At 65.0% G+C, this 22,156-nt stretch carries 21 protein-coding genes, 1 tRNA gene and 1 pseudogene; 12 read left to right on the plus strand and 11 right to left on the minus strand.

From position 1 onward, the window contains the following. Positions 1-39: 39 nt before the first annotated feature. From ACN0YL_RS12860 to ACN0YL_RS12880, 5 genes are all read left to right on the plus strand, one after another. Positions 40-1,476, plus strand: coding sequence for a protein adenylyltransferase SelO family protein (locus ACN0YL_RS12860; RefSeq protein WP_417498251.1), 1,437 nt, complete (start codon positions 40-42; stop codon positions 1,474-1,476). Beyond that, positions 1,473-2,255 (plus strand): peptidoglycan editing factor PgeF, encoded by a 783-nt coding sequence (pgeF, locus tag ACN0YL_RS12865; protein WP_417498252.1) that lies wholly within the window; start codon positions 1,473-1,475, stop codon positions 2,253-2,255. Before ACN0YL_RS12860 ends, pgeF begins: the two co-directional genes overlap by 4 nt. A 71-nt stretch (positions 2,256-2,326) precedes the next feature. Then, positions 2,327-3,373 (plus strand): NAD(P)-dependent alcohol dehydrogenase, encoded by a 1,047-nt coding sequence (locus ACN0YL_RS12870; protein WP_417498253.1) that lies wholly within the window; start codon positions 2,327-2,329, stop codon positions 3,371-3,373. 215 nt (positions 3,374-3,588) lie between these two features. Beyond that, positions 3,589-3,840 (plus strand): helix-turn-helix domain-containing protein, encoded by a 252-nt coding sequence (locus ACN0YL_RS12875; protein ID WP_417491014.1) that lies wholly within the window; start codon positions 3,589-3,591, stop codon positions 3,838-3,840. After that, positions 3,840-5,150 (plus strand): type II toxin-antitoxin system HipA family toxin, encoded by a 1,311-nt coding sequence (locus tag ACN0YL_RS12880; RefSeq protein WP_417498254.1) that lies wholly within the window; start codon positions 3,840-3,842, stop codon positions 5,148-5,150. Before ACN0YL_RS12875 ends, ACN0YL_RS12880 begins: the two co-directional genes overlap by 1 nt. A 1,677-nt stretch (positions 5,151-6,827) precedes the next feature. Here ACN0YL_RS12880 and ACN0YL_RS12885 read toward each other — a convergent pair. The 3 genes from ACN0YL_RS12885 to ACN0YL_RS12895 all read right to left on the minus strand — a co-directional run bounded on the left by ACN0YL_RS12885 (position 6,828) and on the right by ACN0YL_RS12895 (position 8,079). Further along, a tRNA-Arg gene (locus ACN0YL_RS12885) sits at positions 6,828-6,904 on the minus strand. A 177-nt stretch (positions 6,905-7,081) separates the two neighbouring features. Next, positions 7,082-7,324: a YdcH family protein gene (locus ACN0YL_RS12890; protein ID WP_417468589.1), complete on the minus strand. Its 243-nt coding sequence runs from the start codon at positions 7,322-7,324 to the stop codon at positions 7,082-7,084. 203 nt (positions 7,325-7,527) lie between these two features. Then, positions 7,528-8,079: a methyl-accepting chemotaxis protein gene (locus ACN0YL_RS12895; RefSeq protein WP_417468590.1), complete on the minus strand. Its 552-nt coding sequence runs from the start codon at positions 8,077-8,079 to the stop codon at positions 7,528-7,530. A 183-nt stretch (positions 8,080-8,262) separates the two neighbouring features. Between ACN0YL_RS12895 and ACN0YL_RS12900 the strand changes: the two genes are divergently transcribed. Then, positions 8,263-9,024: a thermonuclease family protein gene (locus tag ACN0YL_RS12900; protein ID WP_417498255.1), complete on the plus strand. Its 762-nt coding sequence runs from the start codon at positions 8,263-8,265 to the stop codon at positions 9,022-9,024. A gap of 410 nt (positions 9,025-9,434) precedes the next feature. On the opposite strand, the gene ACN0YL_RS12905 is transcribed toward ACN0YL_RS12900, so the two are convergent. The 6 genes from ACN0YL_RS12905 to ACN0YL_RS12930 form a co-directional block, all read right to left on the minus strand. Further along, entirely contained in the window at positions 9,435-9,953 is a 519-nt protein-coding gene (locus ACN0YL_RS12905; RefSeq protein ID WP_417469037.1) for a CarD family transcriptional regulator, read from the minus strand. Between the two features lie 234 nt (positions 9,954-10,187). Continuing rightward, positions 10,188-10,529 (minus strand): ferredoxin FdxA, encoded by a 342-nt coding sequence (gene fdxA, locus ACN0YL_RS12910; protein ID WP_417491027.1) that lies wholly within the window; start codon positions 10,527-10,529, stop codon positions 10,188-10,190. Positions 10,530-10,591: 62 nt separating this feature from the next. After that, positions 10,592-11,041, minus strand: a complete 450-nt coding sequence (locus ACN0YL_RS12915) for a TerB family tellurite resistance protein (protein WP_417491028.1) — start codon at positions 11,039-11,041, stop codon at positions 10,592-10,594. Positions 11,042-11,055: 14 nt separating this feature from the next. Beyond that, entirely contained in the window at positions 11,056-11,385 is a 330-nt protein-coding gene (locus ACN0YL_RS12920) for an RNA-binding S4 domain-containing protein (RefSeq protein ID WP_417491029.1), read from the minus strand. After that, the gene (locus ACN0YL_RS12925; protein ID WP_417498256.1) at positions 11,382-14,000 is read right to left on the minus strand and encodes a helicase-related protein; all 2,619 of its coding nucleotides are present in this window, start codon (positions 13,998-14,000) and stop codon (positions 11,382-11,384) included. Before ACN0YL_RS12925 ends, ACN0YL_RS12920 begins: the two co-directional genes overlap by 4 nt. Before the next feature lie 85 nt (positions 14,001-14,085). After that, complete coding sequence (locus tag ACN0YL_RS12930; protein ID WP_417491031.1) at positions 14,086-14,907, minus strand: DUF3108 domain-containing protein; 822 nt, start codon at positions 14,905-14,907, stop codon at positions 14,086-14,088. A gap of 186 nt (positions 14,908-15,093) precedes the next feature. Here ACN0YL_RS12930 and rpmB point away from each other — a divergent pair, with 186 nt between their 5' ends. Then, on the plus strand, positions 15,094-15,399 hold the full coding sequence (rpmB, locus tag ACN0YL_RS12935) for a 50S ribosomal protein L28 (RefSeq protein WP_417468597.1): 306 nt from the start codon (positions 15,094-15,096) through the stop codon (positions 15,397-15,399). A gap of 104 nt (positions 15,400-15,503) precedes the next feature. Continuing rightward, positions 15,504-17,267, plus strand: a complete 1,764-nt coding sequence (locus tag ACN0YL_RS12940; RefSeq protein ID WP_417498257.1) for an amidohydrolase — start codon at positions 15,504-15,506, stop codon at positions 17,265-17,267. Here ACN0YL_RS12940 and ACN0YL_RS12945 read toward each other — a convergent pair. Continuing rightward, the gene (locus tag ACN0YL_RS12945; RefSeq protein WP_417498258.1) at positions 17,264-18,274 is read right to left on the minus strand and encodes an esterase-like activity of phytase family protein; all 1,011 of its coding nucleotides are present in this window, start codon (positions 18,272-18,274) and stop codon (positions 17,264-17,266) included. The two genes, ACN0YL_RS12940 and ACN0YL_RS12945, sit on opposite strands and share 4 nt — an antisense overlap. A 12-nt stretch (positions 18,275-18,286) precedes the next feature. Next, on the minus strand, positions 18,287-20,200 hold the full coding sequence (cobT, locus tag ACN0YL_RS12950) for a cobaltochelatase subunit CobT (RefSeq protein ID WP_417498259.1): 1,914 nt from the start codon (positions 20,198-20,200) through the stop codon (positions 18,287-18,289). 181 nt (positions 20,201-20,381) lie between these two features. Here cobT and ACN0YL_RS12955 point away from each other — a divergent pair, with 181 nt between their 5' ends. The 4 genes and pseudogenes from ACN0YL_RS12955 (at position 20,382) to ACN0YL_RS12970 (ending at position 22,083) form a co-directional block, all read left to right on the plus strand. Next, positions 20,382-20,660: a hypothetical protein gene (locus ACN0YL_RS12955; RefSeq protein ID WP_417498260.1), complete on the plus strand. Its 279-nt coding sequence runs from the start codon at positions 20,382-20,384 to the stop codon at positions 20,658-20,660. A gap of 20 nt (positions 20,661-20,680) precedes the next feature. Next, the gene (locus ACN0YL_RS12960) at positions 20,681-21,241 is read left to right on the plus strand and encodes a hypothetical protein (protein WP_417498261.1); all 561 of its coding nucleotides are present in this window, start codon (positions 20,681-20,683) and stop codon (positions 21,239-21,241) included. Between the two features lie 70 nt (positions 21,242-21,311). Next, a pseudogene (locus tag ACN0YL_RS12965) lies at positions 21,312-21,449 on the plus strand (DUF1778 domain-containing protein); the annotation flags it as partial. A gap of 142 nt (positions 21,450-21,591) precedes the next feature. Next, on the plus strand, positions 21,592-22,083 hold the full coding sequence (locus ACN0YL_RS12970; RefSeq protein WP_417498262.1) for a GNAT family N-acetyltransferase: 492 nt from the start codon (positions 21,592-21,594) through the stop codon (positions 22,081-22,083). Positions 22,084-22,156 lie beyond the last annotated feature (73 nt).

Consider the following 22,156-nt stretch of genomic DNA (forward strand, 5'->3'; position numbering starts at 1 on the left):
GCATTTGCGTTTTGCGCGGCAAGTGCTTAGCTCGTCACCATGTCGAACAATACGCCCTACACGCCCGATCCGCGCTTCATGGCCCTGGGTCCCGATTTCGCCGACCCGGTCGAGCCCGCTGCGTTTCCAAAAGCGATCGAACGCTTCTGGAATGACCGCTGGGCGGCCGCCGTCGGGCTCGACACGCTCGATCCGGCAGCGCGCATCGCGCATTTCCAGCGTTTTGAGCCCTTGCCGGACAATCAGCCCGAGCCGCTGGCGATGCGGTATCACGGGCACCAATTCCGCAGCTATAACCCGCAGATCGGCGATGGCCGCGGCTTCCTGTTTGCGCAATTGCGCGACGGGCAGGGGCGGCTGCTCGATCTGGCCACCAAGGGCTCCGGCCAGACGCCCTGGTCGCGCACCGCCGATGGCCGGCTGACGCTGAAAGGCGCCGTGCGCGAAATCCTCGCGGCGCAAATGCTCGAGGCGCTGGGCGTCTACACCTCCAAGATCTTCGCCGTATTCGAGACCGGGGAGCCGCTGCAGCGCCATGACGAGCCCTCGCCGACGCGTTCCGCCGTGATGACGCGGCTGGGCCATTCCCACCTGCGCTTCGGCACTTTTCAGCGCCAGGCCTTCGAGCAAAGTCCCGAACGCATCAATGCACTGATCGATCACGCCATCGCCGAATATTATCCGGCGCTGGCCGAAAGCGAGGATCGCCCCGCGGCCCTGCTCGAAGCGGTCGTCGCCGCCAATGCCCGCCTTGCGGCGAGCTGGATGGCGGCCGGTTTCGTCCATGGCGTGCTCAATACCGACAATCTCAATCTGACCGGCGAGAGTTTCGATTACGGCCCCTGGCGTTTCCTGCCGCATTACGATCCCGGCTTCACCGCCGCCTATTTCGACGAGAGCGGGCTCTATGCCTATGCGCGCCAGCCGGAAGCCGTGTTCTGGGCGCTGCAGCAATTGGCCGGGGCCCTGTCGCTGGCCGGCGAGGGCGCAAGCCTCGAGGCGGCGCTCAACACTTTTCCGGCGCTCTACCGTCAGGCCCTGCTGGACGCTTTCCTCGCCCGCTTCGGTGTCGCCTCCAACGGTGACGAAAATGACGAAGCGATGTTGCGCGCCTTCCTCGCCTTCATGCACGCCACCCGCCTGCCCTGGGAGGCGGCGATCTTCGACTGGTTCTGCGGCGCAGCCTCGCAGGAGCGCGCCATGCAGGGCCCGCGCGGCGCGGCCTATACCGGTGAGGCCTTCCAGGCCTGGCATGAGCTCTTCATGCAGCACGCGCCGGAGCGGCCGGACCGGCTGCAGCATCCCTATTTCGCGCGCACTGAGCCGGTCGCAATGACGATCGATGTCGTCGAGGCGATCTGGGCGCGGATCGCCGAGGATGATGACTGGTTGGCGCTCGACACCGCCCTGGCCGAGATCGAACTGGCGCGCCAGGGCTATGATCTCGGCCGTGATCAAACCGGATTCTTGCCATGAGCCTTGATCTTCTCACCGCGCCCCTGCTGGTGCGCGATGGTCTCGTCCACGCCTTCACGACCCGCGCCGGCGGCGTCAGCGAGGGCGCTTACGCCTCGCTCAACATGACGCGCTCGCGCGGCGACAGCGCCGAACATGTCGCGACCAATCGGACACGCGTGCGCCAGGCGCTGGGGCTGGACTATCTCGCCTTCGCGATCCAGGTGCATGGCAGGGCCGTCGTGCGTGTCGATGCGGCGCCCCGGGGTGATCAGGCCGCCGGCGAGGCCGATGCGATGATCACCGACCGGCCCGGCATCGGCCTGGTTTGCCAGACCGCCGATTGCACCCCGATCCTGCTGTTCGATCCGAAGCGCCGCGCTGTCGCCGCGATCCATTCCGGCTGGCGCAGCACGGTGCTCGATATCGCCGGCGAAACCGTCGCCGCCCTGAGGCGCGAATACGGCACCGATCCCGCCGACCTGATCGCCGCCATCGGCCCGTCAATCTCGGCCGCCAATTACCGCGTCGGCCCGGAAGTCGTGGCGCAATTCGAGGCCGTCTTCACCGACACCGCCGGCATTCTCGCCGCGCGCGACGAGGAGGGCGGTGCTCATCTCGATGTCGGCGAAGCCTGCCGCCGCCAGCTGATCGCCGCCTGCATCCCGGCGGATCAGATCGAGCGCTCAGCCCTGTGCACCTATGCCGAAGAGCCCCGCCTCTTCTCCGCCCGCCGCGCGCACCATCGCGGGCAGAGCGGCGTGTTCGGCGGCCAGGCGGGGATTATCGGGCTGCGGTGAGCGCCGGTGCTTTCGCCCGCGGCCTCAAGCGCCTAGATTGACGAACCAAACCACCCACAAGGATTCCCCCCATGCCCGCTTCTCTCGGTTACGCCGCCTCTGCCCCCGACGCCGCCCTGGCGCCGATCCGTTTTGATCGCCGTGAGCCGGGCCAGGGTGAGGTGTTGATCGAGATCGCGTATTGCGGCGTTTGCCATTCCGACCTTCACCAGGCGCGCGGCGAGTGGGGCAATACGCTTTACCCCTGCGTGCCCGGCCACGAGATCATCGGCACGGTGACGGCGGTCGGTGACGGGGTCTCCAAATTCAAGGCCGGTGACAAGGTCGGCGTCGGCTGCATGGTCGATAGTTGCGGCCATTGCACCAGCTGTGATGACGGGCTGGAGCAATATTGTGAAACCGGCATGACCGGCACCTATAATGGCCGCCTTGCCGATGGAACCCACACATTCGGCGGCTATTCCCAGCGCATGACGGTGAAGGAGGATTTTGTCCTGCGCCTGCCCGAGGGCATGGATCCGGCCGGCGCTGCACCGCTGCTGTGTGCCGGCATCACCACCTATTCGCCGCTCAGCCACTGGAAGGTCGGACCCGGCCAGCGCGTCGGTGTCGTCGGGCTCGGCGGACTGGGCCATATGGGCGTCAAGATCGCCGCCGCGATGGGCGCCGAAGTCGTGCTCTTCACCACCTCGCCCGGCAAGGCGGAAGACGCCAAGCGGCTCGGCGCCAGCGAAGTGGTGATCTCCAAGGATCGCGACCAGATGAAAGCCATGCGCGGCCAGCTCGACTTCATCCTCAACACCGTCGCCGCAGCGCATAATCTTGATCCCTTCCTCGACTGCCTCAAGCGCGACGGCACCATGGTGATGGTCGGCGTACCCGAAGTGGCGCATCCCTCGCCCTCCATCGGCCGCCTGATCGGCCGCCGCCGCACCATTGCCGGCTCCCTGATCGGCGGCATCGCCGAAACCCAGGAGATGCTGGATTTCTGCGCCGAACACGGCCTCGTCTCCGACATCGAGATCATCCCGATGGACGGCATCAACGAAGCCTATGAGCGCATGCTGAAGGGCGATGTGAAGTATCGGTTTGTGGTCGATATGGCGACGCTGGGGTAGAGGGGCGGGGGCGTTCGCGGCTTCGATCAAGGCGCTGGTGCCATGTCTTGCATCGGTCTTCTCCTTTGGTCGGTGGCAATGAGGAGCCGCACAATTATACGTGTTGGCGTATTTAGAGCGCATATCCGTAATTGCGTATAATTTCGCTTTATCCGTCATCGCGTATATTGACCATTTATCCGCTATGGCGTATATTTCTGGAAACAGGAGTGGCCATGAGCGCGCTAGTGAGATCACCAAAACAACTTGGCGTCGCCCTGCGGCGCTTTCGACGTCTGCGCAAATACACGCAGGCCGCGCTCGCGAACAAGGCAGGGCTGCGCCAGGGCACGGTTTCGGACGTTGAGGGCGGGCTTGAGGGCGTCAGGCTATCCACCATCATGGATCTGCTCCGGGCGCTGGACCTTGAACTCGTCATCCAGCCCCGGACGACGGGCTCTCACGCCGAGATCGAGGACATATTCTAGTGGCGCGCAAGAAGAAAAGCGCCCACCTCTCTGTGGGGCTCAATGGCCGGCTGGTGGGGTCTCTGGACCGCGCCGCGAATGGCGCCATCACATTCCAATACGCCCCGGCCTGGCTTGCCGACGAAGACCGCGCCATCCCGGTTTCGCTCTCACTGCCGCTGCGCGAAGAGCGCTATACTGGCGCAGAAGTCTCCTCATTCTTCGACAATCTGCTTCCCGATAACGCTCAGATCAGGCGGATAGTCGCGCAAAAAGTCGGGGCAAAGGGAACTGATGCCTTCAGCCTGCTCAACGGGATCGGACGGGAGTGCGTCGGCGCGCTTCAATTCCTGCCGGAGGGAGAGGCCATCGCGCCGCCAGGTCCGCCGGAATCAGCCCCCCTGACAGATGCCGAGATTGCGCAAATAATTCGCGATCTGGCGAGCGCCCCGCTTGGCATCCGCCCGGATGGTGAGCGCGAATTCCGCATCTCGATCGCCGGCGCACAGGAGAAGACCGCGCTGTTGTGGGATGACGCCTGGTGTCTACCCAAGGGGACGACCCCAACCACACACATTCTCAAGCCAGCCATGGGAAAACTCCCAAACGGTCTCGACATGACGCACAGTGTCGAGAATGAGCATTTCTGCCTCAGGCTGTGCCATGCGCTCGGGCTTGATGTTGCCGGCAGTCAGATCCACGATTTCGAGGATGTGCGCGTGCTCGCCGTAGAACGCTTCGACCGGATCCGCGCGCGTGATGGCCGCTTGCTCCGGGTGCCGCAGGAGGATTTCTGCCAAGCGCTCGGCGTCCCGCCGACAATCAAGTATAATGCGGACGGAGGCCCCGGACTCGATGAGTGCCTTTCACTGCTCAATGGCAGTGACCATCCGGAAGCGGATCGCCTCGCTTTCCTGAAGGCGCAAATTGTCTTCTGGATGATCGGCGCAACGGATGGCCATGCCAAGAATTTCAGCATCTTCCTGACGCCCGGCGGCCGATACCGCATGACGCCGCTCTACGACATCATGACCGCGCAGCCCAATCATCTTGTCAATGAATTGAAACGACAGGAGTTCAAGCTTGCGATGGCGGTCGGTGACCGGCGGCACTACCGAATCGATAAAATCCGACCGCACCACTTCATGCAGAGCGCCAAAAAGGCCGGCGTGCCAGGTGAGCAGGTTGAGGTCTTGTTCGAAGAACTGCGCCAGGCAGCCGCCGGCGCCATCGAAACCGCCGTCGCAGAAATGCCAGAGAATTTTCCCCCGGAAGTCGCCGACGGCATTGGTGCTGCGCTCGCGGTTCGGGCAAATCTGGACGTGGGCTAACGAGGGCTCAGGTCTTCATCCGCCGTCCCTAATCCGAACGCGCCCCCTCCGCCCTCGCGGGCTTTGCCGCGAAAATGGCGGCCCCGGCGCGGTTCACACGCGCGACCTGCAGATTCGGAATGACGCGTTCTCAATGCCAATTCAAACGGGTCGGCATCATCCGCCGCGATTGTGGTGCCCGTGTTTTCAATGGGTTGCTTGTGAGGTGCAGACCCAAGCCGGTCTGCCAGGCGGAAATATTGTTGACGGCCTTGCCTTCACTCGAACGGTTAGGCTAACACTATCGCTATGAAAATTCGGGAGAATTCGAGAAACAGTTCACCGAAACCTTTCAACCCATCTTCATTTGGGGGTTGGTGCCTTCGAACTCGCTCTCGTCATATACACGCTCTATCTGGAGTTTTTGACCGGGACCGGGCCCTCCCTGCTATCAACGGTATTGCCCCTGAGCGTGGCCATTGCGATTGCATGGGCCGTGCTGACCGCGCTGATCACACTGGCAGTGGTCGGCTTTCGCAATCGTGCCAATCGCCAAAAACCCTGATTGCCAGTCCGCAAGAATGGCCGGCTCGATCGCCGGCCCTCAGGCGCTGAACCGTGAAATGGGAAGGCCCTCGCGAGGGCCAGATCCCGTCCTGAAAACCATGCCGGCATCCGGCCAGACTGGACTTGACCCGTCAAGGGTCCAGACCGCGAAGCGGCGCTTCCGCGCCCTTGACGGGTCAAGTCCAGTCTGGCGCCCTGCTTGGCAAGAGTTTCAGGGAGCGCCCTGCGCGGCGAGGCCGTGGCAGGATGGGAAAATCAATGGATTCTGTAGGCGCCTGGCGGGCGGTAATGGGTGACAGGCACGCATCTACGCGCAACAGGTAGACACCCTGAACAAGCATCGTGGCAAGGGGCAGCAAAAGGCGACCGTGGAGCATGTGACGGTGAGCGCTGGGGGCAGGCGGTGGTTGGGAGTGTGGAGTAGCGAGAGCTCTAACGGAGTGGCCAACACCTGAGTTTACATCACACCTATAGGTCGTATGGTTGGCGCACCGTAAAAGGAGGTGATGGGATGAGAACGCTTGTATTAATCGGGCTGGCTGTCTGTATCGGCGCAGTGGCCGGTCCCGCTCACTCTCAGCAGGCCACGCAGTGGGTTCCGGTCGCAAACTCCGACAACGCATATTCCTTCGTCCAAAGCAGCGCGATTGGCCAGGGGGAGGGTTGGATAATGCGCGTCGGTATCGGCAATGACGCTCAACAGCGCCTGTACCGGTCCCGGATATTTCGCTCGATGGCGTACTATCGAGCCAACTGCGGAGCGGGCACTATGCAGGCTCTAGAGGGTGCCCAATTTGCGGAGCCTTCAGGTGAGGCGGCGGGGTCATACTCTGTGCCCGGAAATGAAGGCCGAGTCTTGCCCGACTCCGTTGGCGCTGCAGAGCACAGCGCGCTTTGCGACTTGGGTGGCGTTTCGCAAGATGAGTGGTACTTGCTGTCAGACGCGGTGAGTATTTCGATGGCGTTACTGAACGACGGTTACTCCTCGCCGAAGGAGTAGCCGCCTATTGGGCGTGCCTATCAGTACATTGAAAACTGAACCGGCTTCGTGAAACTCGCGGCATTAGTAGCTCGGTGGTAGCTTTATATCTGTTCTGGGCAGTCGTTTCCTCACTACCCCATTGAAAACAATGGTGGCCCCGGCGCGATTCGAACGCGCGACCTACAGATTAGGAATCTGTTGCTCTATCCTGCTGAGCTACGGGGTCTCGGTGTGGCTCTTCCTGATATAGCGGGGCGTTCAAATCAAGTCCCGCCTTTCATGCCACGGGCAGGCATGCCCCTTGGCCTGCCGGCCACCCGGGCCGGCGGGGGCGGCCGGGGGAGGCCGGAGCCTTCGCCGGCACAGCCCCGTCGGTGACGCCGGATGGCGTCACGGCCCGCGTTTACGCGGTGGATTTCAGCAAGGCGTTGATTTCATCCTTCAGCACCATGCGGCGCTTGCGCATATCGGTCAGCTGGTCGTCCGATGTCGGTTCGACATTGGTTTCGGCACGGTGAATGTCGCGATTGAGCGCGTGATAGCTGTCGGCGAGTTTCTGGAAATGGGCGTTGCTTTCCTTCAGCGCGTGCAACTGCTCTGCATATTCCGGGAAATCGGCCGCGAGTTCGTGGGGGGTATGGCTCATAATACTGCTCCTGGAAGTCACATGGGTTTCGATGCTGTGACCTTGCCCGAGATCGGGGGGCAGTGACAATTGCAGGGCACACTGCGGAAGGCCTGGCGGGAAGGTCCGGCGCTCCCCCGTGCGCAGGAAAAAGGGCGGCGAGGCTGTTCAGCCAGCCGCCCCTGCTTCGTTTGTCGCCGGTCAGGTGCCGCCGGGCCTGCGGCTCAGTGCACCTGGTCGCGGATGCGGTTGAGCTGGTGCGAGACTTCCTGGGTGGCGCGGGTCATCTGGTCGACGGCTTCCTTGCCGCGGGCGACCGAGACACCGGAGCCGCGTACGCCGTCGAGGATTTCCTTCACTTCATTGTCGAGCGCCGAGATGCGCGCGGCAATGTCTTCGGTGGCCTTGGCGGTCTGGCCGGCCAGGGCTTTCACTTCGCCTGCGACGACAGCAAAACCGCGGCCGGCCTCACCGGCGCGGGCCGCTTCGATCGTGGCGTTCAAGGCCAGCAGATTGGTCTGGCTGGCGATCGCCTCGATCGTCGTCAGAATGGCGTTGATGCGCTTGGAGGCATCGGTCAGGGCCTCGACGCGGCGTTCGAGAACCTGGCTCGATTCCTCGATCTGGTTCATCGTATCGCGGGCAATCTCGGCGGCATCGGCGCCTTGCGAGGCACGCGCGGCGGTCTCGCCAATGGCTTCGGCAATGGCGCGGGCGTCGCCGGTCGCTTCGGCGGGCTGCGTCTGGGTGTCGTCGGTATAGGCGTAGGCGTTCATGGCGCGATTCCCTGATCAGAGTGTCTGCAACAGCTAACGCTCCAGAATGAAAGGATTGGTAAACGCTGCCGCAGCCTGTGATGGCAGTCGCAGTCCGGTGTGGTCCGGATCAAATCAATTGAAGGTTGTGATGTGCAATCATAATGGGTATAGTGGCGTCGCGTCGAATCGAGGAGGGCGGCTATGCCGGATGTTCTCAAACTGATTGTGATGGTGTTCGTCGTCGCCTGCGAGGAACCCGGTGCCGCCTTCGAAAGCGGTGAGACGGGGCAGGTCATGGCCGTATCCGGCCCCCTCAGCCTGGCGCTGCAGACCGGCGAAGGCCCGCTCGAAGTCCGGCTGGCCGAACTGGATGCGCCCGATCCGGAGGCCGGCCGGGCCTGGTTGCAGGGCCATCTGGACGGCCGGGAGGTCCGGCTGCGTTATGACGGGTTGCAACGCGACCGCTATGACCGCGCCATTGCCCAGGCCTATCTGGCCGGGGCGGGCGAGGACGTCTGGGTGCAGGCGGCGATGGTCTCGGCCGGACTGGCGCGGGTGCTCAGCCATCCGGGCAATCGCGGCGCTGCCCTGTCATTGCTGACGCTCGAGGCCGAGGCGCGCGCCGGCGGCATCGGGCTGTGGGCCGATCCGGCCTTCCAGGTCCGCGATACCGACCCGGACCGGCTGGCCCAGGATATCGGCACCGTCCAGCTGGTCGAAGGGCGGGTTCTGGAAGTCACCCGGCTGCGCTCGGGCCGGACCTATGTCAATTTCGGGCTCGACTATCGCACCGACTTCACCGTGCTGATCGAGGCCGACGATGAGGCGGCGTTCGAGGCCGCGGACCAGACACTTGCCGATCTGGCGGGGCAGCGCATCCGGGTGCGCGGCTGGCTGGAGGCGGAGAATGGCCCGATGATGCGGATCGATCATCCCGAACGGATCGAATGGCTTGGCGACTAGACTGACCGGTCCGGCGGCATTTCCGCTTCGCGGCACGTTGTCTCTGCAGCACGTCAGGGCCGCTGCCGGTGACGGCACCTCCCAAAGGCATTCCGCCGGGCGGCCCGCCGTGTGGGTGATTGCCCGGCCATGCGCCCTGATCGCACGTCTGGGCTGGCCCCGTTGCCAGGCCGGGCCATGCCGAACCTTGACCATAGCGAAACGCAGCCATAGCGAAACGCAGCCACAGCGAAACGCAGCCACAGTGAAACCGGGACCGGAATGAGATTTGGCCCTGGCGAAGCTGGCTCGGCCCGAACGAAAAACGCCCGGCGCGGGGCCGGGCGTCTTCAGCTTGTGTCTGCAGGCTTTGTCGGCACGCCTCGTCAGCAGGATCTGCCTGCCGGCGCGGCTGTGCCTGTTCGCGAAGCCTAGGCGGCTTTCTTGATCAGGGAGGCCGAGAGCAGATCGCGCGCCTTTTCGTGCTCGATATTCTCGACGGCAGCCAGTTCGCGCACCATGCGGTCGACAGCGGATTCATACAGCTGGCGTTCCGAATAGGACTGTTCCGGCTGGTCCTCGGCGCGGTGCAGGTCGCGAACCACTTCGGCAATCATGATCAGATCGCCGGAATTGATCTTGGCTTCATATTCCTGGGCGCGACGGCTCCACATGGTGCGCTTGACCCGGGCCTTGCCCTTGAGGGTTTTCAGCGCGTCCTTGACGATGCGGTCGCTGGAAAGCGGGCGCATGCCGGAGACATCGGCTTTTGCGGTTGGCACCCGCAGGGTCATTTTGTCTTGCTCGAAGGTCACGACGTACACTTCGATATCGAAACCTGCGACCGAATCTTTCTCAACGCCGGATACCTGGCCAACACCGTGAGCCGGGTACACAATGAAATCGCCTTGTTTGAAAGATCTGTTGTCGTTGGCGGTTTTCTTCGTCATTGATACACTTTCGCTAGGCTCTTCCCGCGGTGGTCTACAGCTGATCGGGTACAAAAGATTGCCGTGCGTTCTCAAAGAAGTTCCGGCACCCATCCGGCTTCGAGATCGGCAAGATTTGTGTGCAAACCACCACGCAGAAAAGCGGGCCGCGCCAGACGCGCTGCCCATCAATGTGACTTACATATCACAAAAATACATGAAATTCAAACGCCGGCGCGGGCTGGCAGGCCGGATTCAGTCGCCGGATCCGGGTTTTTCCGAGAAATACTTTTCATACTTTCCGGATTCTTCCGCCATCGCATCGGCGTCCGCCGGCGCGTCCTTGCGAATGGTGATGTTTGGCCAGGTCTCGGCAAACTTCGAATTGATTGCCAGCCACTTCCCGTCCGGGTCATCCTCGGTATCGGGCTTGATCGCCTCCACCGGGCATTCCGGTTCGCAGACGCCGCAATCAATGCATTCATCGGGATGGATGACGAGAAAATTTTCGCCCTCGTAGAAACAGTCCACGGGGCAGACTTCGACGCAATCGGTGTATTTGCAGCGTACGCAAGCGTCAGTGACAATATAGGTCATGGCTACCGGTCATGCAGGAGATTGGCGGGTCTGGCCGGACATGGGCTGCCGGCCCGATTTTGTCAACGGTGGCGGACCCTGGCTTCCGCACGTGCGCGGGCAAAGACCCGCTCGCGATCATCGATGCCGAGCAGCGGCGCGACACGGCGGACAAAGGCATCCTCGAAGGGGGATTTCTCGCCATCGGCCAGGCTGACCATCCACAGCTGCTCGATCAGGGCGACCCGGTCCTGCTCGGTAAGACAGGATTTCACCACCTTGGTGAAGCGGTGATGGTCGACGGCGGCCTCGGCCAGCTCCTCGGCCTGGTCCAGCACACGCTCAACGGCCTGCGCATCAAGCTGGAAGGCGGCGGCGAGGATTTCCCTGATCTGGTCCTGTTCGCAATCGGCGTAGATGCCGTCGGCCAGCGCCGCTTCCACCAGCAGGGTGGTGGCGGCGACATGCGGGTCGAGCTCCGGCCGCGGCACCGCTGGCGTGCTGGCCAGCATCTGTTTCAACTTGTCAAACATGTCCGGGCTCCCGGCTATTGCGGACTGGTGCCGGTATCGGTGTGCTCCCGGTCCGGCAGGGAATACAGCGCCTGGGCCTGCGTCGCTGTGCCGCGCCGCCGGGCCAGTGCCAGAATGGTGAGGCAGACAATCGAACCATTTCTGGGCAGCGTCAATGTATCGCCTGCGCGCACCAGCGCGGACGGCTTGGAGAGCCGCCGCGTCAGGCCGTTGGCGGTCAGGCGGATCCGCCCCTTGGCGACCATCGCCGTGGCCAGCGTGCGGGTCTTGAAGATCCGCGCATGCCAGAGCCACAGATCGATGCGCTGCGCCTCATCGGCTTGCGTCTCGCGCGCCGCACTCATTGCCCGGCCGCCTTGCGCGCGGGGCGCCGCCGCTTGCGCCGCCGGTCACCATTGGCCTTGCGGGCCGGCGGGGCCGGCGGGGCAAGGTTCAGCGCGGCCAGGGCCGAGAAGGGATTGTCGAGATCGACCGGCACGGGTGTAGCCGCTGCGGGCAAGGCCGGGCGCGGCGGACGCCGGCGGCGGGTCCAGACTTCTTCGGCATCGGCTGGCGGCGTCTTGCCCTTTTGCAGCCGCCGGTAATCGAGCGCCGACAGGACACCACGCAGATCCTCGACGCTGCAGCCGAGCAGGGCGGTCATGTCTGGCGTCAGGGTGAATTGTCCCTTGCCGCGCGCCGTGCGGGCATCGCGGATGATGTCGGCCAGCCGCTCGAGAATATCGAAGCGGACGGCCCGCGGGCCGCAGGGCTGGAAGCCGATGGCGATATGGTCGGCGGCCGAGCGGCTCTTGTCACGGGGCAGGGAGGTCAGTCCCGGTGCCGGCCGCCAGGCCGGGCGGCGATCGCCGGCATGGACAGCGCGCAGGAGGGCGTTGAGCCGGGCGGCGGCGGGTTTGATCAGGGCCGGCATATAGATCATGTGTTCGCCGATCTGGACGCCCAGCGAGCGCAGGGCGCGCCGCTCCGCTGGCGACAGCGCCTGGATCTCCGTGCCGGCTTCGGTTCTGGCCAGCGCTCCGCCCGCTTCGAACATGCGCCAGGCGATGCCGCTGGCCAGTCCGGCCAGACTGTCGCCATTGGCGCCGTCGCGAAGCTTGAGCAGCGGCGCCAGACGCGTCTGCGCCAGCTGGCTGACCAGGCGTTCGAGATGCGAGCGGGCGCGGGCCCGGGCTTCGGCGGCGCCGATCTCGGCGCCGATCAGCGCCACGGCCGGCCGCAGCGGTTCCGGACCGGCGGTGAGCCTGGCCACGGCCTCGCCCTGCCAGCCGATGCTGCCGTCCTCGCCGAACACGATATCGCCGATCTCCACCCGGGCGAGGGCGCCGAGCCGGCGATTGACCTCCGGCTTCAGCGCCTCGATCGCGGCCGAGCGCAGCGCCCGCGCTGCCAGTTCGCGGCCCTGGGCATCGGGCTTGAAGGCCAGCCCGGCCAGGCGGCCGACATAATGACCCTCGACCGTCACCTCGCCCTCGGGCGAGACGCCGGCGAGCAGTTCGCGCTCGTCGCGCAGGCCTTTCATCAGGGCACCGGTACGGCGATCGACAAAGCGCTGCATCAGCTTTTCGTGCAGGGCGTCGGACAGCGCGTCCTCGATCTCGCGCGTGCGTTCCTGCCATTGCTCCGGATCGGCGGTCCAGTCGGGGCGATGGGCGGCATAGGCCCAGGTGCGCACATGGGTCAGGCGCGCCGCGAGGACATCGACCTCGCCATCGGTGCGGTCGAGGCGCTGCAGATGGCCATGGAGCCAGTCATCGGGCAGATGGCCGGCCGGGCCGGTCAGGTGCAGGAAAATGGTCCGCACCAGGCTGGCATGGGCATCAAGCGTCGCCTTGCGGAAATCGGGCAAGCGGCAGGCATCCCACAGCCGCCGCACGCCGGCCATCGAGGCGGTGCGGTCGCGAATGTCCGGGTCGGTGGCGAGCAGGGCCAGGGTGCGCTCGTCGATCGCTTCGCGCGCCCGCTCCAGCGCCGGATGGTCGGGCGGTTCGGCCAGCGAGACCAGGAGATTGTCGAGCGAGCGCTCGTCGAGATCGGGATTGCGCCATTGCAGCTTGGTGACCGGCGCGAACTGGTGATTTTCGATCCGGCGCACCAGATCGGGCTCGAAGGGGGCGCAATCGGCGGTTTCGCCGAACGTGCCGTCATTGCGGAACCGCCCGGCACGGCCGGCGATCTGGGCCAGCTCGGCGGCATTGAGACGGCGGCGCTTGCGGCCGTCGAATTTGCGGCTTTCGGCGAAGGCGACATGGTCGACATCCATGTTCAGCCCCATGCCGATGGCATCGGTGGCGACGAGGAAATCGACCTCGCCGGACTGGTAGAGCTCGACCTGGGCATTGCGGGTGCGTGGCGACAGACCGCCCATCACCACCGCCGCACCACCGCGCCGGCGCCGCATCAGTTCGGCGATCGCGTAGACGGACTCGGCCGAGAAGGCGACGATCGCCGAGCGCCGCGGCAGGCGCGTCAGTTTCGCCGGTCCGGTATAGGTCAGTTGGGAGAATCGCTCGCGCGTCTCGATCTGGGCTGACGGCACCAGCTCGCGGATCAACGGCCCCATCGTGGCGGCACCGAGCAGCATGGTTTCTTGGCTACCCCGGCAATACAGCATGCGGTCGGTGAAGACGTGGCCGCGTTCCGGATCGGCGGCGAGCTGGACCTCGTCAATGGCGATGAAGGCGACATTGAGATTGAGCGGCATCGCCTCGGCGGTGCAGATGAAATAGCGCGCCGATTTCGGCACGATTTTCTCTTCGCCGGTGACCAGGGCGACGGCGGCGGCACCCTTGGCGCGCACGACACGGTCATAGACCTCGCGCGCCAGCAATCGCAGCGGCAGACCGATCATGCCCGACGAACGGCCGAGCATGCGCTCGACCGCCAGATGCGTCTTGCCGGTATTGGTCGGTCCGAGGGCAGCCGTGATCTGGCTGTCCGTGTCGCGCTGCGTGGTCACGCCGCTCTCCCGTTCAGCTCGATTGATTCCGTTGAACCCGGAAATCCTAGGCCACCCGGCAGGTACAGACGAGTGGCGGGAGCGGTCAGTAGGTCTCCATCGAGCGGGCCGTGACAGTGACGCCGCCAAATCCGGCATTGGTGCGGATCTTCACCGGAACGTAGAACTCGCCGCCATTGACCGGGGCAAGCCAGAAGTCGATCGGTTCGGCGATATCATCGGCGGAGGGGAATTCATCGGCCTCATAGCCGGAAATCGGCTCGTAATAGGCGCGGCAGACCAGCGCCTCGCCGCTCCAGGCGCGGGTGCGCACATCCCTGAGACCGCCATCCTCGAAGCGCAGATTATAACGGGCGCGGCCATCAAAGACCGGCAGGCGGCCATCGCAATGCGAGCTTCCCGACGATACGGCACCGAGCCCCATGGCGAGCAGGGTCGAAATCGGGTCCCGGGCACCGATCCGGTCCGCGTCGGAGGCGGCGGGTTCGCCCATATTGCCGAAGGGTGGATTGACGTCGGGCATGGCGACGCCGTCGGGGAAGTCGATCCCGACAATGCGATTCTTCGAGCTGGCGTGATTGAGATGGCTGTAGCGATAGGGCTGCAGCTCGGCGCCATCGCGATAACCGCTCACCCCGGCCTCGATATCGGCATCGGTGAAAAGTGCGGCCAGACCCGCGGCGGTGAAGCGTGCGGCCGCCTGATAGGTGTCATCGGCAAACTCGCTGTTGATGCTGATATCGGCGACCTGAAAGATCAGGACCGAGCCGGAATACTGCACCGTCACACCATGTGTGCCGGCGGGCGGGGCGGCCGACGATATATCAGCCGCGTCATCGGCATTGCCGACGCTGCCGGAGAGAACCAGACCCAGCGCCGCAGCGCCTGCTAACCACACATGTTTCACGCCCTGTACTCCTTGTCGTGGACCGGGAGGTCCGAATTGACGGCTTCATACTGCAATAATATACCCAAACCCACTGCAAGATGAACGCCGCAAGCTTGACGAGGCGACCCGCCTCCTCTATCTCGCCCGCTCCCACTCTGGTCGCAAGGCCCGAGCGAAAGTTTTTATTTTTGGAAAGGTGCGACTATGGCGCGTCGCTGCGAACTGACTGGTACGGGTGTTATGTCCGGGAATAATGTTTCCCACGCGATGAACAAGTCCCGCCGTCGCTTTCTGCCGAATCTGTGCGATGTGACCCTTGCTTCCGAGAAGCTGGGCCGCAATTTCAAGCTCCGCATTGCCGCCAAGGCACTGCGCAGCGTTGATCATGTGGGCGGGCTCGATGCCTTCCTGCTCAAGGCCCGTGACGAGAAATTGTCCGACAAGGCCCTGAAGATCAAACGCGCCCTGAAAAAGGCCTCTGCCGCTCCCGAGGCGACAGCGGAAGCCTGATCCGGCTCTCTTCGTTATTGTGCCAACGCCCGTTGCTTGCAGCGGGCGTTGTCGTATGCGCCCGACAAGGTTAGCTTGCGCCCCACAAAGCGGGGGAGGCTGATATGCGCGCGATGAAATTCCTGATGCCCTTTTGCCTGTGGGCGCTTGCCGCCTGCGGCGCGCCATCCGGCGAAACAGCCGTGCCGGCCCCCGATGAGGCCGCGCTCGACCAGGCCGCCGATGGCGCCATGCCGGCCGCCGATCTGGTGTTCTGGGGCGGCGATATCTACACCGCCAACGACAATCAGCCCCGCGTGCAGGCCGTGGCCGTGCAGGGCGGCCGCATCGTCTTTGCCGGCCCCGAGGCCGGCGCCGGGATCTGGATCGGCGCGGACACCCGCGTGATCGATCTCAATGGCGGCGCGATGTATCCCGGCTTCACTGACAGCCATGTGCATGTGCTCGGCGTCGGGTCGCGCGAGCGCACGCTCAATCTTGAGGATGTCACCTCGATCGCCGACCTGCAGGCGCGAATCGCTGCCGCGACCGCAGAGCTGGAACCGGGCAGCGTGCTCTATGGCCGCGGCTGGATCGAGACTCACTGGCCCGAAGGCCGCTTCCCCAACCGTCATGATCTCGACGCGGTCGCCGCCGACTACGCAGTGATCCTGACCCGCGCCGACGGCCATGCCTCGGTCGCCAATACGCTGGCGCTAGAGCAGGCGGGCATCACGGCGGACAGTGTCGCACCGGATGGCGGCGAGATCCTGCGCGAGGCCGATGGCGAACCCGATGGCATGCTGATCGATGCGGCCCAATACGCCGTCGGTTCCCTGGTTGAGGCACCGAGCGGCAGCGTGCGCGCCGATACCTATGCCGAGGGCGCGCAAGTCCTGGCCAGCATGGGCTGGACCGGGGCGCATGACATGTCGGTCCCCTACCAGGATGTCGAAATGATCGAAGCGCTCGGCGAAGCGGGCCGTCTGCCGATCCGCGACTATATCTCGATCAATCCGGACGGTTATGCCTGGCTCGCGACCCAGACGCCGCGCATTGCCGCCGATGGCCTGGTCATCACCCGGGCCGTCAAAATGTATATGGACGGGGCCCTCGGCTCGCGCGGCGCGGCCTTGCTGGAGCCCTATTCCGACCGCCCTGAAAGCTCCGGCCTGCTCTTCCCCGAAGGCGATGAAATGCTCGGCGTCATGACCGAGGCCCTGCGTTCGGGCGTCCAGATCAATGTGCATGCGATCGGCGATCGCGGTAACCGGATCCTGCTCGACTGGGTCGAAGAAGCCCTCGCCAATGTACCGGCAGACGAACGCGCCCTGGCCGAGCATCGCTGGCGCGACGAACACAGCCAGATCATTGATCCGGCGGACATCCCGCGCTTCGCCGAACTCGGCGTGATCGCGTCGATGCAGCCCTCGCACGCGATCGGTGATCTTTATTTCGCGCCGGACCGTCTGGGTGAGGACCGCCTGGCCGGCGCCTATGCCTGGCAGAGCCTGCTCGATGCCGGCGCCCACATCACCGGCGGCAGCGATGCCCCGGTCGAGCGCGGTGATCCGCGGATCGAATTCTATGCCGCGACGGCGCGCGCCTCGCTCGATGGTTTCCAGGGCGATGACTGGCATGGCGAAGAGGCACTGTCGCGCGCCGATGCGCTCAAGCTCTTCACGCTATGGCCGGCCCATGCCTCATTCCGCGAGGACGAGCTGGGCACGATCGAACAGGGCAAGCTCGCCGACTTCACGATCTTCTCGGCCGATATCATGACCATCCCCGAGGCGGATATCCTCACCGTCGAGCCGTGGATGACCGTGGTCGATGGCGAGGTGGCGTTCGAGGCCGCTGGCGCCTTTCACCAGGGCGATGAAGGCTAGCGCACGACCGAGAACGCCATCAACAGGGTGCGCTGGGGGCCGTAGGCCTGGTAATTGTCGTCCGAGACGATCAGCAGGATGAGTTCCTCACCGCGGCGGAAGGCGGTGATGCCTTCGAAATTGTCGACGGAGTTTTCCGGGCCGAGCTCGGCGAGCACGTCCGGCTCGATCACCGCATCGCGGCCCAGATCGGCCTCGGCGAAGCGGATGATGCGGATGCGGTTGCCGTCGGCGGGGCTGTAGAAGCGCTCCAGCGCGTAGACTTGGCCATCGATCACCGTCATGCCGGTGAGGCCGTATTCCGGCAGCGCCGCCATGGCGGTGGCTTGCCAGTCCTGCCCGGTATTGTGCCAGATATCATAGTCTGTGCCGTCGCCGAGCGGGTATTCAAAACCCGTCAGCAGGCCGCCATCACCCAGATCGGCGAGGGCTTCCATGCCGCCATTATTCTGCACCGGAGCCGTCGGGACCGGGCCGGTCACCGGCACCGGGCGCGCCGCGTCGGCCTGGTCCCAGCCGGGGCCGATATCATAGGCCCAGATGCGGTGTTCGCGCTCGAAGCTGACGGCATAGCGGCCGTCGCCAAGGGCGGCGAGACCTTCGCTATCGCCCCGAACGCCTTCAAGATGGTCGCCGTTCTCGTCGCGCATGGTGGCGATGCTGAGCGTATCGAAGCCGGTCAGATGGCCATTTTCGGCCCAGTCCAGCCGGCCCGTCACCCACCAGGCGCTGTCGGACACCGCGAGCAGGCGGGCGCCATCCTCTGATACGATCATCGCCGACAGACCGCCGAAGCGCTCGTCCTCATGGGCGATTTCCAGCCCGCCGCGCCATTCAAGCGCCCCGGTGCGAAACCGGCCCGGCGTCTCGGTAAACAGCGGCACTGCGCGCACGGTCAGGGCCGGGTCTGCGCCCGGCGCCAGGCCTGCAACAGGTGCCGAGGGATCACCGGCATGGGAGCAGGCGGCCGCCAGCAGGGCGGTCAGGACCAGAAGAGGGTGTTTCATGGCAGGCTCCGGCTAGCGGCGGGCACCCATATCGGCCGTGTCCGCACGTTTGAGGGTTGAGGTCGGTGGCCCAACGCGGCCGCTGGAGACGCTGGCCGGCCCCGGTCTGTCTTCATCGAACAGGCCGGCGAGCTGGTCGGTCATGGCGCCGCCGAGCTGGTCGACATCATTGATGGTGACGGCGTGGCGATACCAGCGCGTGACATCATGGCCGATGCCGATCGCGAGCAATTGCACGTCGGAACGGGTCTCGATCAGCTTGATGGTCTCGCGCAGATGCCGTTCCAGATAGCCGGCGGGATTGGCTGACTGGGTCCCGTCATCGACCGGTGCGCCATCACTGATCACCATCAGGATGCGGCGCTGTTCCGGACGCGCCGCGAGGCGTTTCCAGGCCCAGAGCAGGGCTTCGCCATCGATGTTTTCCTTCAGCAGGCCCTCGCGCATCATCAGGCCGAGATTGACCCGGGCCCGGCGCCAGGGCGTGTCGGCGGCCTTGTAGATGATATGGCGCAGGTCATTGAGCCGGCCCGGTTGCGGCAGCTTGCCCTCGGCGAGCCATTTCTCCTTCGACTTGCCGCCTTTCCAGGCCTTGGTCGTGAAACCGAGCACTTCGGTCTTGACGCCGCAGCGCTCCAGCGTGCGCGCCAGGATATCGGCACAGGCGGCCGCGACCATGATCGGGCGGCCGCGCATCGAGCCGGAATTGTCGATCAGCAGGGTGACGATGGTGTCGCGGAACTGGGTCTCGCTCTCCGCCTTGTAGGACAGCGGCAGGGTCGGATCGGCGATCACACGCGCCAGGCGCGAACCGTCGAGCATGCCTTCCTCGAGGTCGAACTTCCAGGCGCGCTCCTGCTTGGCCATCAGCCGGCGCTGCAGCCGGTTGGCGAGACGGCCGACGACCTGGTCGAGGCCTTTCAGTGTGCCGTCGAGATATTTGCGCAGGCGGGCCAGTTCTTCCGTGTCGCACAGATCGGCGGCCTGGATGACTTCGTCAAACTCGCGCGTGAACACCTTGTAGGCCGTGGCATCATTCTCGTCGCCGGGACGCCAGTTCGGGCGCATCGCCTTTTGCGCCGCGCCCTCGTCATCCATCGATTCGACGCGGGTGTCGGCATCATCGCTGTCGGCATTGGTCTCGTCATCATCGCCGGCTTCACCGGCGGCATCGGGCGTGTCCTGAGTGTCATCGGACTGGCCGTCTTCGTCCTCGTCCTCGCCGGTGCGCTGTTCGCGTTCGACACCTTCATCCTCGTCTTCGGGATTGTCCGATTCTTCCGGATCGCCACCGAGCTCGTCGCCGAGGTCGAGATCCTTGATCACCGAGCGCAGCATCTCGGCAAAGGCCGACTGGTCATTGGCATTCACCGCCAGACCATCCAGCGAGGTCCCCGCTCTCTGCTCGAGCTGGTCCCGCCACAGCCGCATCAGCCCGTCGGCCTCGGCCGGGGCGTCATGGCCACTGATGCGCTCGCGCACCAGCATGGCCAGCGCCTCTTCCATCGGCGCCAGTTCGCGTTCGGTGACATTCTGCCAGCCTTTCTGGCGGCAGCGGTCGACCAGGGCGGCATCAAGATTGGCGGCCATGCCGCGCATCTCGCGCGCGCCCAGACCTTCGACCCGCGCCTGTTCGGCGGCATGGAAGATCGCCCGCGCCGTCGCGCCCGGCGGCAGGGCGCGGGCGTGACCGGCCTCGTCATGATAGGCGAGCCGCAGCGCCAGTGCGTCGGCCCGGCCGCGCACGGCAGCGGCCGTCTTGGCGCTCGGTTGCGGTCCGGGATTGGGCAGGACCATGCGCCCGCCGTTCAGCCCGGCAATCTCGCCGCCGAAGCGAACATCAAGCTCCTTGTCGCCGGCAATCGCCCGCGTGGTGATGGCAAGGGCGCGCCGGAAGGCGTCGGGATCGGGGGGCGGCTGGCTCATGGCGTCCAGACTAGTTCCTCCAGCGGAAATTGCGAGTGCTGATGACGGTTCCGCCGCCCGCCATGCCGGATATGTCGCACCCGTTCCGGCGTGATTTCCAACCATAATGACGTTAGGGTTTTACCGGCACGCACTGTTTGTGCTGTGCGCACGGATTTCGCCTGGAAAAAGGGAGCCGCCGATGAGCCGGACAATCGATTACGACAAGGCCCTGCTGGACCCGGCCGACGAGTTCGATGGGCCGGAAGACGTGTTGACCCAGCCCGGGCTGACCGACGCCCAGAAAATCGAGCTGCTTCGCCGCTGGAAATATGACGCGAGCGAAGTGGCCGTCGCCGAGGAAGAGGGCATGCAGGGCAACAAGCCCCTGATGGTCCGGCGCGTTGCCCTCGCGCTTGAAACCCTGACGGGCGGCTGTGATGCCAACCGGGTCAAGACAACCAAGCAGAACGCCATCTAGGCCGGAACGAGGAAGATCGCATGTCTGACACTCACCAAACCAGAACACTGACCGAAGCCGTCGGCTATTTCGACAATGCCGACCGGCTGCAGGCCGCCATCGATGCGCTGTTGCGGGCAGGCTTCAACCGCGCCGAGCTCAGCCTGCTGGCGAGCGAGAAAGCGGTCGAGGACAAGCTCGGCCATGCCTATGCCCGGCCCGCTGAACTCGAGGACGATCCGGACGTGCCGCGGACGGCCTTCGTGTCGCTGGAATCGCTCGGCGATGCCGAGGGCGGGCTGATCGGCGGCTTGATGTATGTCGGTGCCCTGGCGGCGGTTGGCGGCATTGTCGCGTCCGGCGGCGCCCTGGCAGCCGCCGCGGCGGCAGCCCTGGTCGGCGGGACTGCGGGCGGGCTGATCGGTACCGGTCTGGCGGCCCTGGTCGGCGAGAGCCACGCCAATCATATCGAGGAACAGCTTCTCCATGGCGGCCTGCTGCTCTGGGTGCGCACGCGCGACGCCGACCACGAGGCCCGCGCGACCGCCATCCTGCGCGAACATTCCGGCCGCGACGTGCATCTGCACGCCTTGCCGGGCTGAGGTCGAATCGACAGTCGGGCTATGAGCGTGTGTACAATGTATATCAGTCTGTACGCCCAAGGCTCGTCCCATGTCCGGCTCTGCCCGCTCCAATCCGCCCGCCCGCGACGTCATCAATCTGCGCATCCCCGCTGACCAGAAGGCACTGATCGACCGTGCCGCCGCCGCCCGGGGCCAGTCGCGCACCGAATTCATGCTCGACAGCGCCCGCAATGCTGCGCCAATGTCCTGCTCGACCGGCGTTTGTTTCAGCTCAGCGATAGCGAGTTCGCGGCTTTCGAGCACCAGCTTGATGCGCCGGTTGGCGCAGCGGTTGCTGACCTGGTGGTCTCGAAATCGCCCTGGGAAAAGTGAGCCTGCGCCCGCCGCAACCGCTCGCGCGGGAGCATCGCGTCGAGCCCTTCAAGAGCGGCACGCCCGCACTGGACGACTGGCTGCGCCGCCGCGCCATCAAGATTGAGCATAACGGGGCTTCACGGACCTATGTCGTGTGTGAAGACGAGCGCGTGGCGGGCTATTACAGCCTGGCGACCGGCGCGGTGATCCATGCTGATGCACCGGGACACGTGCGCCGGAACATGCCCGAACCGGTCCCGGTCATGCTGCTGGGGCGGCTGGCTGTGGATCGCAGCTGGCAGGGGCAGGGCGTCGGGCGTGGCCTGCTCAAGGATGCGCTGCTGCGCACGCTACGGGCCGCCCGGATCGCCGGGATAGGCGCGCTCATTGTGCACGCGATAGACGCCGATGCGGCGGCCTTCTACCGGCATCACGGTTTCAGCCCCTCGCCGATGGATGCATCTGTCCTGATGTTGGGGCTGAAGGGCGGCGGCCTGGTCCGCTAGGTCATGGACTCATAATGTCTGAGCCAGAGTCTGACTGAGACGATGGCGACTGCTGCGAGGAAGTTTCTGGCGA

The organism is Maricaulis sp. (assembly GCF_048269565.1).
GTDB lineage: Bacteria > Pseudomonadota > Alphaproteobacteria > Caulobacterales > Maricaulaceae > Maricaulis.